We start from the raw sequence: 15,235 nt of genomic DNA, 5'->3' as shown, positions 1-15,235 counted from the left end.
CACTTTAACGCTGGATAATCAGGTTATGATGCACACACTGGATACAGACATCGTCATCATTGGCGGTGGTATCGCTGGCCTCTGGCTACTGAAAAGTTTGAGTCAACAGGGATATTCTACCCTGCTATTGGAAAGCCATAAGCTTGGCGGTGAACAGACCGTTAAATCCCAGGGTATTATTCATGGCGGCACCAAATATGCCCTGTCCGGCAACCTGACCAGTGCCTCGGAATGCATCGCCGGCATGCCCGATCGCTGGCGCAGTTGCATCGAGGGCAAGGGTGAACTCGACCTGAGCGCTACTCGTGTCCTGAGCCCTCACCATTACATGTGGTCAAGCGCCGGGCTCGGTTCTAAAATGACCGCTTTTTTCGCCAGTAAAGCGCTGCGCGGCAGAGTCGACCAACTTAAACCCAAAGGCTATCCAGCCTTTTTCCAACACCCCTCCTTCAAGGGCACGTTGTATCAACTCAACGAATTCGTTCTGGATATTCCCAGCCTGGTTAGCTCTCTGACCGATGGGCTGCATGAGCACACACTGGCCGTTGACTGGTCCTGCAGCCAGATCAACCGGGATGAGTCGGGTGCAATCCGCAATATCAGTCTCGGTGGCTATGATGACCCCGTTCAGCTCAAAGCCCAGCGATATATCTTTACCTCCGGGGCAGGCACGGCCGAGTTGATCCAGCATTGGGGGGTTGAAGGGCCGAAAATGCAGCTACGACCCCTGCATATGACTCTGGTCAAGGTACCTGGTGCTGAACCCCTGTTTGCACATTGCATCGGCACCAGCACTTTGCCGCGCCTGACCATCACCAGCCACCCGGACAACAATGGAGACTGGATCTGGTACATCGGTGGTGAACCCGCTGAAAGCGGGGTTAAACGGGATCACGAGCAACAGATAGCCGCTTGCCGTCAGGAACTGCAGCAGCTTATGCCCTGGATCGACCTGAGTGAGGCGCAGTGGAGCACATTGCGTGTCGACCGCGCGGAGCCTAAGCAAAACAGCCTGCTTCGCCCTGATGCCGCTTACTGCAAAGCCCTTCACAACGCCTTTATCAGCTGGCCAACCAAACTGGCGCTGGCGCCTAATCTGGGCGATGAGGTTCGCGACCAACTGAAGCAGCAAGACGTTGTGCCACAGCACTCTCAACCCGAACGCCCCTCCTTCTTACGTAGCCCCGAACCGGCCCAACCCTTTTGGCAGGGAGCCTTTGAATGATCCATCGAGCCATCGCCGATACCGGATTGACTGTCTCACCACTCGGTTTGGGGACGGTTAAACTGGGACGCAACGAGGGCGTCAAGTACCCACAGGGATTCAGCATTCCCGATGACCGACAGGCGCTGCAACTGATCAATCTAGCGGCTGATCTGGGGATCAACCTGATCGATACCGCGCCGGCCTACGGCACCAGCGAAGAACGACTCGGCACCCTGTTGGCGGGGCAACGTGAGCGCTGGGTGATCTGCACCAAGGTGGGGGAAGAGTTTATTCGCGGCGCCTCTCATTTTGATTTCTCTCCGGAACATACACGATTCAGTGTAGAGCGCAGCCTAAAGCGGCTTAAGACCGATGTCCTGGACCTGGTACTGGTGCATTCCGATGGCAATGATCTGGATATCGTACAGCGCTATGGCACCCTGGAGGTACTTAACGAGCTCAAACAAAAAGGCCTGATTCGCGCCACCGGCATCTCCAGCAAAACGGTTGAGGGTGCTATCGCCGCCCTGCAACAAAGCGACTGCGCCATGGTCACCTACAACCTCAACGAGCAACAAGAAGGCGAAGTGATCGATTACGCTCAGGCTCACAACAAGGGCATCCTGATTAAAAAAGCGCTGGCCAGTGGGCACCTGTGTCAAACCGGGGAAGACCCGGCACGACAAAGTATGGAATTCGTCTTTGCTCGTCCCGGCGTTTGTAGTGCCATTATTGGCACCATCAACGAAGCTCATCTGCGCAGCAATCAGCAAACCGTTCAGGAACTGCTAGGCAGCTAATCCCAGGATGCTGCTCAGCCAACACAGTCCCGATCAATTCCAAACCCGCAATATTCGAGTAGGGTTCGCTTCAGGTTCAGTTCAGCTTGAGCCTTGTGGCGATCCCTTTAGCTTCATTGATCTGCAACGCCAGCGTAAACCACACTCATCGGCGCCGGAAGCTCAGCCTTTTGTAGCTTCTAATCTGGGAGTTTCGGGGTTTCTGAGGCTGATCTGGAAACAGCGGCACTTCCTGCTATTGATACAGCATCAACGGCCGGATTTCGGCGATACCGTACTCAAACTGCCATCGGGTTACGTTGCCCTGTCGCACCTTTCCGCCCCAGAAACAGCGTTGGAACAGGAGATCAGTGAAGAGATCTTGCTACAGCAGCCTGACGGCCTATTACCCGTTATCCGCAACCGGATTCCGTTGCCTTGCAGTTACGCTGGTCACGTCAGCTACACCGAGAGCAATGCCAACCTAAGCAGCGCTAACTTTGCCAGCCACCTGCCGATTAATTATCAGGGACGGACACTGGACGCGGTAGAGTGCTACCTGCACCGACCAACGAATAGCGTACAACTGGTCTTTCACTGGGATCTGGAATTGCCCGACGGATGCGAAGGTCTGAGCTTATGGCAGCTGGAGGAGGCGCTGAATCCATCAAGCGGCCTGCTGGAAACCCATTGGGAGGAGAAAGCGCCACTCTGGCTCGCCTCCCTGAACGAGCACAACCTGCTCGATGGTGGTTTTTTCCAGCTTAGGGACGGCCTGTTGATCGCTGCCGAGCCGGACAACGGTAGCTGCCTGAGCGAGTATTTCCTGCCGCGTCAGGGCTTATGGGTAAACGGCAATCATATTGGCCTGAATGAGTACCGGCCCTTCTGTTAAGGCTATCGTCTATTCCGAGGATCTATCTCCAGCCAACACGCTAGGCAGAACAGCCCGAAAGCAGTCAGAGCTTATCGAGAATTTTATTCACAATGGCTGTGGTAGAGCAGTTATCGAGAAAATCCAGCACCTGAACCTCGCCGCCATACGCGAGCACCATCTCTCCGCCCACAACACCATCGATACCATAGTCTCCGCCTTTGACCAGAACATCCGGACGAATCAGTTCGATCAGGGCTTCCGGCGTGTCTTCCACAAAGCAGACAGACCAATCGACTGCCTCCAGGCCTGCCAGGACCGCCATGCGCCGCTCAGCCGGATTAATCGGCCGGCCCTCTCCCTTGAGGCGATGTACGGATTCATCACTGTTTACCGCGACGATCAGGCGATCACCAAGGGCCCGGGCTTGTTCCAGGTACCCCACATGACCAGCATGCAAAATATCAAAGCAACCATTGGTAAAGACAATCCGTTCACCATGGGCACGAGCGTCATCCACCGCAATACGCAACTGCTCGGCACTCATCACACCGCCCTTCGAACCCTGATTCTGCTGTACGGCCCGGCGCAATTCCGGCGCGCTGATTGCCGCGGTACCCAGTTTGCCGACCACAACACCAGCCGCAATATTGGCCAAAGACACCGCCTTGGGCATCGACTCACCCGCCCCCAGAGCCGCCGCCAGAACCGAGATAACCGTATCCCCGGCTCCTGTCACGTCATAGACTTCACGCGCCTTGGCCGGAAGGTGCAACTCGGGTTCTCCGTCACGTAGCAACGTCATGCCATGCTCTCCCCGAGTAATCAGCAATGCACCCAGTTGTAACTCACGTAACAGTGCGATGCCTTTATCAACCAGCTGCTGCTCATCCTTACAATGGCCGACCACGGCCTCAAACTCATGCAGATTTGGGGTGATCAGAGTGGCCCCCTGATAGAGACTGAAGTCATGTCCTTTGGGATCCGCCAATACCGGCACTCCGGCATCACGGGCCATCTCAATCAGTTGCTGATGGTTACGCAGCGCGCCTTTGTTGTAGTCGGAAAGGATGACGACATCGACCTCGCCCAACAAGCTCGATACACGAGACGCTATCGCTTGCTCATCCAGCTCTCCAAATGCTTCTTCAAAATCGAGTCGAATCAATTGCTGACTGTGGCTTATCACCCTGAGCTTGGTGATTGTCGGGTCGTCGGGAAGCGCTTCAAAGTCACAATGCACCCCGGCCGCCTCGAGACGCGTGCGCAACACTTCGGCGGCCTCATCCTGCCCCGTAACAGCCACCAGATAAGCCGGTGCCCCCAGCGCCGCAATATTCAAGGCAACGTTACCCGCTCCACCAGGACGATCTTCCACCTGCCCGACCTTGACCACCGGCACCGGTGCCTCCGGAGATATACGCGAGGTATCACCATGCCAATAACGGTCAAGCATCACATCACCAACAACGAGCACGCGCGCCTGGTCAAAACGAGGGAAAGATAGAGTCATCTTATGAGTATCCGGGGTTTGCAGTGAATGACAGAATAACGAGTTATCCAACGCACGAAAATATTATTCAGCATCATCTTTAAATTGCTGACGATGCAAGCGAGCGTAATGTTGACCTTTGGCCAGTAGCTCATCATGGGTACCGCTCTCGACGATACGCCCCTTATCCATAACCAGAATACAATCGGCATTCTCGATCGTCGACAAGCGGTGTGCGATCACTAACGTGGTGCGATTTTTCATGACCTCGTCCAGCGCCGACTGAATATAGCGCTCCGATTCGGTATCCAGTGCCGATGTTGCCTCATCCAGGATCAGAATCGGCGCATCCTTCAGTATGGCTCGCGCAATCGCCAGGCGTTGTCGTTGACCACCAGACAAACGAACACCTTCTTCCCCGATCAGTGTATGCAAACCGTCCGGGAGATCCTTGATAAACTCCATCGCGTAGGCCGACTCGGCGGCGGCCTTGATATCCTCTTCAGGCGCATCCTGAAGATCGCCATAAGCGATGTTGCAGGCGACCGTGTCGTTAAACAGGCTAACCTGCTGCCCGACGATCGCAATCTGGGCCCTGAGGCTTTGCAAGCTGTAGGTTTCGACGGCCACGCCATCGACCAGAATGTCACCCTCGTCATGGTTATAAAAACGGGGAATCAGATTGGCCAGAGTTGTTTTACCGCTGCCCGAACGGCCAACCAGCGCCACCGTCTGGCCAGGCTCCACAGCGAAATTCAGCTGATTAATAACCGGGCCTTCTTCCGTATTGTAGGAGAAGCTGAGGTCCCGGACTTCGATACGACCCTCGATTCGTGCTACCTGGTAGTCTCCCTGGTCCAGTTCCTGGGTTTCATCCAGCTGCTCGAAAATGGTCTCGCAGGCGGCAATACCCTTCTGGATGTTGCCATACACCTCCGACAGCTGCCGAATCGGTTTGGGCAACATTCCAGCGGCAACTACAAAGGAGATCAGCGCCGCGGTCGACGAGGTATCCCGCATATACAGCACCAGGAACATAATCGCTCCCATGGCGCTGATCACCAGAAACTGCAGTACCGGGGTAGTAATCGCAGACACCTTGACCATCTTTAGCGCCTGTCGAAGGTTATTCAGACTCGCGCCGAGAAAACGGCCCTTTTCGAAGGTTTCGCCACCAAAACTACGTACCACGCGATAGCCCTTGATGGTTTCAGAAGAGACATGGGTGATATCCCCCATAGCGTCCTGAATTTTATGGCTGAGCTTGCGCAAACGCTTACCCACGACACCAACCACCAAGGCAATAATGGGTAATATCGCCAGAAATACCAGAGTCAGCTTCCAGTTGGTCCAAAACAGGTAGCCCAGCAAGAAAATCACCGTTAACCCTTCGCGCACCACCACCTTGATGGCATCGGTGGCCGCCCCCGTTACCATGGTGACGTTATAGGTAATACGCGAGATCAGGTGGCCCGAGTTATTATCATCAAAGTAACGAGCAGGCAGGGTCACCAGCTTATTGAAAAGCTCTACCCGGATATCATGAACTAATCCTTGAGATACCCGTGCCAGATAATAGTTACCCAAAAATGAGCCTATTCCGCGCAATATGGCCAAGCCAACGACAGCCAACGGCACCATGTACAGAAAACGTTCGTCAGCCCCTTCAAGGCCTTCTATAAAATATTCAACCAGCTTCGCATACCCGGGCTGCGTCGCCGCGAAGAAGGCAAATCCGAGAATACTAATGGCAAAAGGGAAAATATAAGGCTTAACGTACCCCAACAGACGCAGGTAAACCCTGATACCGTTTTCAGATTGGGCTTTAGTAGATGAGCTCACGAAGTTTTCTTTCCAACTCTATTTTTAATGGGAAGTTACCGAATGGCCTTTGTAGAAGGAGGCTGAGGATACCATAGTTCTGTGATTCCAGCCTGATTACGGGTAAAATTCAGGCTTTCAACATTTCCCCGCCTTATTCATGAAAACCCTGACCTCCGATCAGTTTGAAGCTTTAATCGACAATGCCAAAATCCTCGAAGAGGATGGCTACGGCCTTAAAGTACTCAGATTGAGCGATGGCACTTTCCTAAAGCTTTTTCGTCGAAAGCGGTGGCTTTCATCAGCCCTTATCTATCCTTATAGCCGACGCTTTGCCTCAAATGCGGAAAAGCTAACGGCGCGAAACATTCACACTGTTCGTGTGATCGAACGGTTTCGGCTACAGAATCCGGAAAGAGAATGCGTTCATTATCACCCCTTACCCGGGGTTACTCTGCGCGATCTATACCGGCAGAATCATAGCCCCATGAGCCAGGATCTAGTGCAACAACTGGGACATTACATTGCCGAGCTCCACCAAAAAGGCGTGTACTTCCGCTCTATACATCTGGGAAATTTAGTCCAAACCCCCAATGGAGACCTGGGTATCATAGACATATCGGATATGAAAATTTTTAACGGTCCCTTACGCGATGGACTTCGTATTCGTAACTTTGCCCATCTCATCAAAGGAAAACAGGATCAAGAAAATCTTGATCCCAATAGCGAAGCTGGGCAGCAGCTTATTGACAGCTATTGCTCAGCGACTCGACCTCTTAAGCCATCAACCATTGCGGCACTAAAAACAGCACTGGGAATGAATTAGATAAAAACAGATTATTCAAAGTCATCCCAACCTAAATGCTCATCATTATGAATCTTTCTCTTAGCCTTCTTCCCCAGAAGCTGCTCAAAACATTCCGCTTGAATATCACCGACACCCGGTCGCTTAACCCAGATATTATCTTTGGTTAAAATATCACCCGATTCAATATTCTTAATCGCCACTACAGTTGAAAAAGCGAAATCTCTGGTCACTTGCTCCTCTTCAAGAAGAACATTTTTACTACCACCACGCTCAAGTTTCAGGATTTTTGAGCCTCGAATAAGCTCTTCCAAAGCAGCAGGATCCATTGAACATACAATATCGGGTCCATCCCGCTCCATCGTATCGGTGTAATGCCTTTCTAGTATCGAAGCACCCAGGGCAACTGCGCCAAAACAAGCCAAATTGTCTGTGGTGTGATCGGAAAGCCCTATCACTGCATCAGGAAAGTTTTTTTCAAGATCACTCATCGCTGCCAACCGAACTAATTCAGGTGGAGTGGGATAAAGATTAGTTGTATGTAACAAGGCGAATGGTGTGTTGTATTTTCTAAATATATCGACAGCTTTCGAAACGCTTGTCAAATCGTTCATTCCCGTACTGAGAATGACGGGTTTATCAAACTGAGCAATATGTTCAATCAATGGATAGTTATTACACTCACCAGAACCTATTTTATAGGCTGGCACATCAAACCTTTCAAGACGATCTGCTGCAGCCCTGGAAAACGGAGTACTAATAAAGATCGCACCTTGAGAAACCGTGTAATCCATCAACTCCTTTTCCTGCCTTTCACTTAGAGAGCATTCATCCATTATGTCATAAATTGACTTGGTGGCATTGCCCGGAATAGTTTCTCGTGCGAGCTCGCTCATCTCATCTGATACAACGTGAGTTTGATGTTTAATTATTTCAGCCCCGGCGGCGATAGCTGTATCAACCATGCTTTTAGCGACCGACAACGACCCCTTATGATTAATACCAATCTCCACAATGACAACCGGATCATAGTGATAGCCTATCATACGGCCTGAAACACAAATTTCTGCTTTCGTACTCATCATTCTCAACCCAGGATTATAAAAACCATCGAAGAAATAGTTTATGAAACTAAAACTGTATTCTAGAACAAAACAATTTCACTCTATTGAAAAGCCCTACGCACAGACTGAAAGGTTAGAAATTCTCGCTTAATTTTTTTCGAGAAATTATTTCGTTTGCTCGATCTAAATCAGCAACAGTATCTATGTCTATGCTATTTTCTTTACTCATCTCAAAAGGAATACAAAAATCAGTTAATAAAGACCGACCACACATAAAAGCTTTTAAATCAACAATATAAATCGCACCATTTGCCAAAAATGTTTTTGGTAAATCTTGCCGTCGCATAAAGGGATATGAATCATTCACGATACCTTTTAGGGTTCCATTCTCTAAAACAAATGATTTCAGCGGACTATGTTCCGCTCCAACAACACTTATTAATGAGCTGGCACCCACTTCCAACAGCTGATCAAACGCCATATCCAGATGTTGAGCAGTACGAAGCGGAGAAGTTGGCTGCATCAAAACAAGATAATTGTAATCATCTATGCTTTCTCCAAGCTGATCAACAACATGAGAAATTACCGGTATTGTAAGGGTTTCATCTGCAGCCAGTTCGGCTGGCCTTGACAACGCATCTACTCTCGCCTGTTTGGCTACAGATAAAATTTCCTTATCATCTGAACTCACGACTGTTTTACGGATATAGGGCGATTGAAGACAAGCTTCAATCGTCCAGAGCATCAACGGTTTTCCAGCCAAAGGGACGATATTTTTTCTGGGAATACCCTTAGACCCCCCTCTAGCCGGAATAATAGCAAGCGCCTTAATATCAGTCATCACAGCCATCTTTTGATACAGTATGCCTTAATTTCCATTCATCACTTTCCAGCTTCCAGATATGAGGAGATCGATGCTTGTTTACGGTATCCCAAAACTCGCTTTCCGTAGAACCTATATAGGAAAGGAATTCTTTAAAATATTTGTGAGGAAATTCAGCATCATATTTTTTCACAAGATACGCAGCCTCATCTCGTGAGATTTTATCATTTCTTACTTCTTGAGCTGCATCATAAGTACACCGTCCAATCCCAAACTTAATCAAAGTTGTAAAATAATGAAAAGGGTCAATTTTGTCATCAATGCTGCTGTATTTAGAGTAAGTTCCTTCCGTTCTTTCTGGATTGGCCTCAAATCCCGTATTATCAACCGCGTAGTAATAACATTCCTGAGGGTCCCACTTCAGATAGTAGCCTAGATAATGAACCTCAACACCAGCATCGATCAGATCCTGCTTGTTAGGTGCAATATAAGGAGCAAAGTCAGCTTTTGAATAAGAGCCCGACTCTATATACTCCTGCATTGATACCCCCCCAAACTTCATTTTTAATGGATCATCTGACGAAAAATAATCCATATTCATAATAGGGTTCGAGTTTTCTTCAATAGCATTACCGTATTCAGCCTGATTTTCACCATACATTACAAGTTTCACACCAAAGCGCTTAGCCATAGCAGGGCCAATTATTCGTTGCCCAACAATAAATGGCTGAAACGGGTGCAACAAATTATGAAACGCATTTTTTGTCATCTCACGATGAAGCTGCCCATTAGGAGTGTACAAAATATTATCCAAGCCGCCAGTGTGCATCCACTCCTGAAAGTTTTTGGTCCCTATATCCGTATATAAATGCGGCGCCCATGTAACTGTAAGAGGATTCATTCCATATTTGTATTTCAAAACATGTGCAGTAAACGCACTATCCTTTCCACCGCTCCCTGGCACTATCACATCGTATGAACCGTCGGTGCTTTTAAATTGGGCAAGCAGTTCAACTAACTTATTATCACGCAACGACCAGTCAATATCAGTTTCTTTTTCTTCGTGAAAAACACAGGCAGAGCAGACACCTTCTTCATTAAAATTAATTACTTTCTTTTTTTCACCTTTCTCATTTTTAAATTCTACCGTAGAGCTCGGTCTTTGATTAGAAATAACACATTTCTTACAAAACCTGACTTCTTCCGGTAAACCATAGAAAGCTTTTACTTGTTTAGTCATTGTTTACCCTACAAATATTGACAAAATTGCTTATCACCTTTAATCCAGAAGTAGCACTTTTCTCCGGATGAAACTGGCACCCATATATATTTTGATGTTTTACAGAAGAGCAGAATTCAGCTCCGGAATAGATTGTAGAGGAAAGAATATTATTGGGATCCTTAGGCTCTACAGCAAAGCTATGAACAAAATACATATCTTCATTGGCACTTATGCCATCTAATATGCTGCTTTTCCAAAAGCCAGGTGTTTTTTCCAAGATTTCACTCCAACTAACATGAGGCAGCTTCTCATAATTAATATCGAGTGTTTTCAGTTTTTCAACGCGGCCGGGAATAATACTTAGTCCACTAGAAACCCCAAACTCATTACTTGTTTCAAACAACATTTGCATGCCCAGGCAGATCCCTATTAAGGGTTTGCCCGTAGCAACATATTCATGAATAATCTTATCCAGACCCAGTTCAGTCAACGTTTTCATTCCATGAGAAAAAGCACCAACCCCAGGCAAAACAACCCCCACAGCTCCTAATATTTTGGCTTTATCTCTAGTCAGAACAACTTCTGCACCAACCTTTTCAAAAGCATTAAAAATGCTTTTTATATTCCCCATTTCATAATCTATAATTGCAATATAACTCACAACCGCACCTTAAAACCGTCTTTTATCATTTCAGACTTAAGTCTATGTATATCCGATAACTTATAATGCAATAATGAAGCCATAGCTATCGCATCAACATTCGATGATCGTAACAATGAGGATATATGATCGTAAGTTCCTGCCCCACCACTTGCTATTACAGGGATAGAAACTGCCTTTGATACAGCATCGCAAAGCTCAAGATCAAACCCCTTCTTAGTGCCTTCCGAATCTATCGAAGTCAGCATTATTTCTCCTGCTCCTAGCTTCTCAGATTCAGAAGCCCACTTAATCACATCCAATCCTGACGGCTCTCTGCCATTATCAGTATAAGCTTCCCATTGCCCTGAAGATTTTTTTTTCCCATCAATAGAAACCACGATACATTGGGACCCAAACATCTTTGATGCTTTTACGATAAAATCCGGGTCGCTAATAGCTTTCGTATTGATTGCTACTTTATCCGCGCCAGAACTAAGCGCCTTACGTATATCTTCGACAGTTCTTATGCCACCCCCAACAGTAATGGGAACAAATACGTCTTTACAAGCTTCTTCAATAATATGACTTAAGCTATTCCGATCATAATAGGCCGCAACCGCATCCATGAAGATTATTTCATCAACACCATCACTATAATAACTCTTAGCCATCTCATTTGGGTCGCCAACCTTTCTTAACCCCTCCAAATGAATACCTTTAATAGCATGCTCATTTTTTACATCAATTCGCGCGATCACTCTCGTTTTGTTCATACTATATTTCTTGAAATTGTTTCTGGTGAGAAATACTCCAAAGTTCATCAGAACATAAGAGCCCCATAAACAGCACATCACTTTTACCCTGACCAAAACAATGCTGCCCTGCGTCTTCCTTGACATCAAGAACCGAAGCTTCCTGAATCGAGTTAAGTATCTCATCTACATCATAATTACAGTGGATTATAGAATCCAAACTAACCCGATTATTTTGCCTGGAACCCACATCAATCGTAGGCACATCATAATAGGGGGCTTCCCTGACACCTGCACTAGAATTACCTATGATAAAATCAGCACCTTTCAGAAGAGTCAGAAAATATTCAAAACGTAAAGAAGGATATACTTTAAACCTACTATTACCCTCTAGCTTTTTATATTCATCCAATATTTCAATACTACCAAGATCGTTGTTTGGATAGATAAGAACGTAATTTTTATCGCTATCTATTAATGCTTGAACAAATGAGCTGGCATGCTCCCTAATAGAGGAATACTCTGTCGTGACTGGATGAAACATCGAAATTGCATAACTATTAAAATCAATATTGTAGTGACCTTTAACTACATCCAACCTAGGCAAAGTAGACGGATTCATCAAATCCAAGTCAGGAGACCCTATAACAAAGATAGAATCTTCTCTTTCACCCAACTGAATCAGTCGTTTTTTTGCCGACTCATTTGCCACAAAATGAATATGAGACATTTTGGTTACCGCATGCCTTATTAATTCGTCTATGGTGCCAGATATTTCTCCACCCTCTATGTGTGCAACTAAAGTATTATTTAGACTACCCACAATTGCACCTGCAAGAGCCTCAACTCTATCACCATGAACCACAATCAAATCTGGCTTGATTTCTGAAATATAGTGAGAAAAACCATCGACAGTTTTAGCTAAAGTTCTGTCCATATTTTCTATAGCATCATGATTTATATATTGATAAATATTTGCAAATCCCGCCTTAAAAATCTCATCAACCGTCTTCCCGTATTTTGAATTCATATGCATACCAGTTGCAAATATATGAACTTCAAAGTCCTCTGACTTCTGAGAAATGCTTATTAGAGATTTTAGCTTACCGAAGTCAGCCCGAGTGCCGGTCAAAAAGAGAATCTTCTTTTTCATATCACCTTGCAACCTTCTCCAAAAATCAATAACAATCGTGGAAATTAAAAACAGGTACGTGCCGATTAACAAATATAATTCAGCCTTACATTTACCAACAAACCAAACTATAACGATGCGAATATCTATATGATCTCTTTTCCGGAGATCGCCCTCATGAATTTAATGAGAACCAATAAGCATTCAAAATTCCTCACCAGCCATCTCACAGAGTATTCTTGCGGTTGTTCTTGCTCCTTCTTCCACATTACCCCAGTGGTACTCAACAAAATCAGCCGACTTGGCTATTTCTCCATCTGCACTATTTTCGACACGCGAAAAAAATTCTACAAGATCTCCATCATTCCAAACGGAGCATAGATATGACTTTGATAACCAAGGATCCATGACATCAGGTGCCCCATATACACATACAGGAAACCCTAAAGCAGCAATATCAATAACCGCATTACTATACACAGTTATCCCAGCTGACATTTGACCAACTATCTCATCTAACTTTGTAGCCGCAGGCAACACTTCAACATTATCGCTCCACTCTAAATAGCCATGACCTAATATATGCGGTTTGACGAACAACTTTATGTCATTCGTCCTTGTCCACTGATCAATTTTCCTATAAGCATTTCGTATCGGTTCCTGCTTATCAAAACCAGGGCCTGTTGCTACTAGTAAAAGCTTATTGAATTCCGATTGCTGTTGCCATTTTGAGACATCATTAAAGAAGAAAGGCCCAGAAACCACATATCTAGGATTTCCAATTCTGACCTTGTTTTTTTCCAAAGTGTCAATTGAACTTTGACCAAAGACGATATATACATCACACACAGCAAAATCGAACCGTGATGAATCGTTAGTCACAGCAGAATGCGCCACATGCACAATTTTTTGTCCTGCGCGGTATCTATACAAAAAGTAATTAAATAAGCCATCATGCTTTTCCACTGCAATAACTTTTGCATTAGAATGCAATTTAATAATATGCTTTGCCCTCCAAGCCTGAACTGGAAACAGAAACGACAACGGATCCAGACATGGGGAATATTGTTCGGCCAAAAGATCTCTAAATCGTTTTATATGTACATCTTTCGCTAGCCGGGTTTCACCAACGAATTCAAGCATCTTTTTTTGTCGATTTATCTTAAGAGATTTTTTTGATGGATAAATATACAAAATAGATGCATCTTTTCCGCCAGAGCGTGAACCTTTCTTTTTAAAGAACCAAATACACGCTAAAACTATGGCTTGAAAAAAACCACTAACCAGCAAAAAAAGGACAGTGCCCCACTTAAATTTACTATAGCGAGCGCGCCAGCCAAGAACATCCATTAAGCGTGTACTATTAGTCATAACTCTCTGTCCTAGCGGCTAGGCCATATGGCTTAGAGACTATTAATGATCACCGTTTGCACCTAAAGCTTTTCTTTTCCCAGCCATCAAAATCAAGCCAACCAGAGAGATCCAGATGAGCGGAAAATCCGGATTCACTCGATGGAGGGGGTAATTACCATTTGTTAACATCGCCAATATCACAAATATTGCGGCATACTTAATAGATTCACGCCCTCTAACAATCTCTTTTACTACGCCGATTTTTACCAGTACAACACACACTAGCAGTAAAGTAGCGAACCCACCTTTATAGAGCACTGCCAACAAAAAATTGTGAGGATGAGAAATCTCAAAGCCTTCAATTGCAATTGTTTCATGCGGGCCTAGCCCAAACAGATAATGCCCTTTTAGCTGATTAATAACCTCTGCCCAAATCTCCAACCTTAAACTTGGGCGCAACAGGTGATCATGATACACCTTGTCCAAGTACCCAAAACAATAGAGGCCAACCACAACTATTAGCGGACAACAAACAAAGATAATTAAATTCTTCATCTTAAGAACAGTTTCACGCGCCTGCATACGTTCAAAATACCAAAGAATCATAACCAGCAAATAGAAAAGAAGTGGTCCTCTGGATTTCGCAACATAACAAGCCAAAAGTGCTAAAACACAAACGGCCAATCTTTCTTTATCACTGGCAGCCTGAACCGACAGCAATACAGCAATAAAACCAATTTGAGCAGCCACAAAGAGAGGGTTAATGTTATTAATGGTAGTCCTCACCCATAAAAATGTCTCTACAGGATTATCAGCTTTCAACACCTCTACCAATAGCAGGCTAATCTGGACAACAAAAACTAGCCAAAGAATCCTTCGATAACTCGATAACTTCATGTCCGCAGCCAACAACAATGCAATACAAATCCCCAGTATCACAATATAGTATTTAAAAACATCCTCTATTACTTTTAAGCTATCAGCCCAAAAAAAATGCGGAAAAGCCAAGGCAACAACCAATAACGATATAGATTTCAATACATTTATATCTAACTTACTCTTATAAAACCAACCTACACCAATAGAAAAAAACGCAACAACCAGTGTAGCAGAACGATATACCCCACCATCTCCTGCAAACAACGGAAATACAAATCCGACAAACCAAAGAGCTATAAATGGTAAATAAGGTATTAACCCTTTTTTATTACTCAACGAACCAATCAAGAACTACACTCCAAAATAATTTAACTACGAGAAAGAAAGTT

At 45.7% G+C, this 15,235-nt stretch carries 14 protein-coding genes; 4 read left to right on the top strand and 10 right to left on the bottom strand.

Annotation, left to right across the window (positions count from 1 at the left end):
* The first annotated feature begins 25 nt into the window (after positions 1–25).
* The 3 genes from MIB40_RS08395 to MIB40_RS08385 are packed head-to-tail and all read left to right on the top strand — an operon-like array spanning position 26 to position 2,881.
* Positions 26–1,225 (top strand): FAD-dependent oxidoreductase, encoded by a 1,200-nt coding sequence (locus MIB40_RS08395; protein ID WP_249692969.1) that lies wholly within the window; start codon positions 26–28, stop codon positions 1,223–1,225.
* Positions 1,222–2,007 carry an aldo/keto reductase gene (locus MIB40_RS08390; protein WP_249692967.1) on the top strand — a complete coding sequence of 262 codons (786 nt, stop codon included), beginning with the start codon at positions 1,222–1,224 and terminating at the stop codon, positions 2,005–2,007. Before MIB40_RS08395 ends, MIB40_RS08390 begins: the two co-directional genes overlap by 4 nt.
* Positions 2,008–2,014: 7 nt before the next feature.
* Entirely contained in the window at positions 2,015–2,881 is an 867-nt protein-coding gene (locus MIB40_RS08385; protein WP_249692965.1) for a hypothetical protein, read from the top strand.
* A 64-nt stretch (positions 2,882–2,945) separates the two neighbouring features.
* On the opposite strand, the gene hldE is transcribed toward MIB40_RS08385, so the two are convergent.
* Together hldE and msbA are read right to left on the bottom strand one after the other, a co-directional pair.
* On the bottom strand, positions 2,946–4,373 hold the full coding sequence (gene hldE / locus MIB40_RS08380; RefSeq protein ID WP_249692963.1) for a bifunctional D-glycero-beta-D-manno-heptose-7-phosphate kinase/D-glycero-beta-D-manno-heptose 1-phosphate adenylyltransferase HldE: 1,428 nt from the start codon (positions 4,371–4,373) through the stop codon (positions 2,946–2,948).
* A 63-nt stretch (positions 4,374–4,436) separates the two neighbouring features.
* A complete protein-coding gene (gene msbA, locus MIB40_RS08375; protein ID WP_249692962.1) occupies positions 4,437–6,194 on the bottom strand; it encodes a lipid A export permease/ATP-binding protein MsbA in 1,758 nt (585 codons plus the stop codon).
* Positions 6,195–6,333: 139 nt separating this feature from the next.
* On the opposite strand from msbA, the gene MIB40_RS08370 reads away from it, so the two are divergent.
* Positions 6,334–6,999, top strand: a complete 666-nt coding sequence (locus MIB40_RS08370; protein ID WP_249692960.1) for a serine/threonine-protein kinase — start codon at positions 6,334–6,336, stop codon at positions 6,997–6,999.
* Between the two features lie 11 nt (positions 7,000–7,010).
* On the opposite strand, the gene MIB40_RS08365 is transcribed toward MIB40_RS08370, so the two are convergent.
* The 8 genes from MIB40_RS08365 to MIB40_RS08330 form a co-directional block, all read right to left on the bottom strand.
* Entirely contained in the window at positions 7,011–8,063 is a 1,053-nt protein-coding gene (locus MIB40_RS08365; protein ID WP_319941645.1) for an N-acetylneuraminate synthase family protein, read from the bottom strand.
* A gap of 112 nt (positions 8,064–8,175) precedes the next feature.
* On the bottom strand, positions 8,176–8,883 hold the full coding sequence (locus MIB40_RS08360; protein WP_249692958.1) for an acylneuraminate cytidylyltransferase family protein: 708 nt from the start codon (positions 8,881–8,883) through the stop codon (positions 8,176–8,178).
* Positions 8,876–10,105, bottom strand: a complete 1,230-nt coding sequence (locus tag MIB40_RS08355) for an N-acetyl sugar amidotransferase (RefSeq protein WP_249692956.1) — start codon at positions 10,103–10,105, stop codon at positions 8,876–8,878. The genes MIB40_RS08360 and MIB40_RS08355 overlap by 8 nt, the downstream gene beginning before the upstream one ends.
* The gene (gene hisH / locus MIB40_RS08350; RefSeq protein ID WP_249692953.1) at positions 10,098–10,748 is read right to left on the bottom strand and encodes an imidazole glycerol phosphate synthase subunit HisH; all 651 of its coding nucleotides are present in this window, start codon (positions 10,746–10,748) and stop codon (positions 10,098–10,100) included. Before hisH ends, MIB40_RS08355 begins: the two co-directional genes overlap by 8 nt.
* Positions 10,745–11,503, bottom strand: coding sequence for an imidazole glycerol phosphate synthase subunit HisF (gene hisF / locus MIB40_RS08345; protein ID WP_249692952.1), 759 nt, complete (start codon positions 11,501–11,503; stop codon positions 10,745–10,747). Before hisF ends, hisH begins: the two co-directional genes overlap by 4 nt.
* Before the next feature lies 1 nt (position 11,504).
* Positions 11,505–12,635 (bottom strand): UDP-N-acetylglucosamine 2-epimerase, encoded by a 1,131-nt coding sequence (neuC, locus tag MIB40_RS08340; protein WP_249692950.1) that lies wholly within the window; start codon positions 12,633–12,635, stop codon positions 11,505–11,507.
* Between the two features lie 183 nt (positions 12,636–12,818).
* A complete protein-coding gene (locus tag MIB40_RS08335; RefSeq protein ID WP_249692939.1) occupies positions 12,819–13,985 on the bottom strand; it encodes a hypothetical protein in 1,167 nt (388 codons plus the stop codon).
* Positions 13,986–14,027: 42 nt separating this feature from the next.
* A complete protein-coding gene (locus MIB40_RS08330) occupies positions 14,028–15,194 on the bottom strand; it encodes an O-antigen ligase family protein (RefSeq protein WP_249692937.1) in 1,167 nt (388 codons plus the stop codon).
* Positions 15,195–15,235: the final 41 nt, after the last annotated feature.

It is taken from the genome of Aestuariirhabdus haliotis, from assembly GCF_023509475.1.
In the GTDB taxonomy this organism is placed as follows: Bacteria; Pseudomonadota; Gammaproteobacteria; order Pseudomonadales; family Aestuariirhabdaceae; genus Aestuariirhabdus; species Aestuariirhabdus haliotis.
Note: the sequence above shows the minus strand (reverse complement) of the source record. Positions and strands in the feature narration are given on the sequence as shown.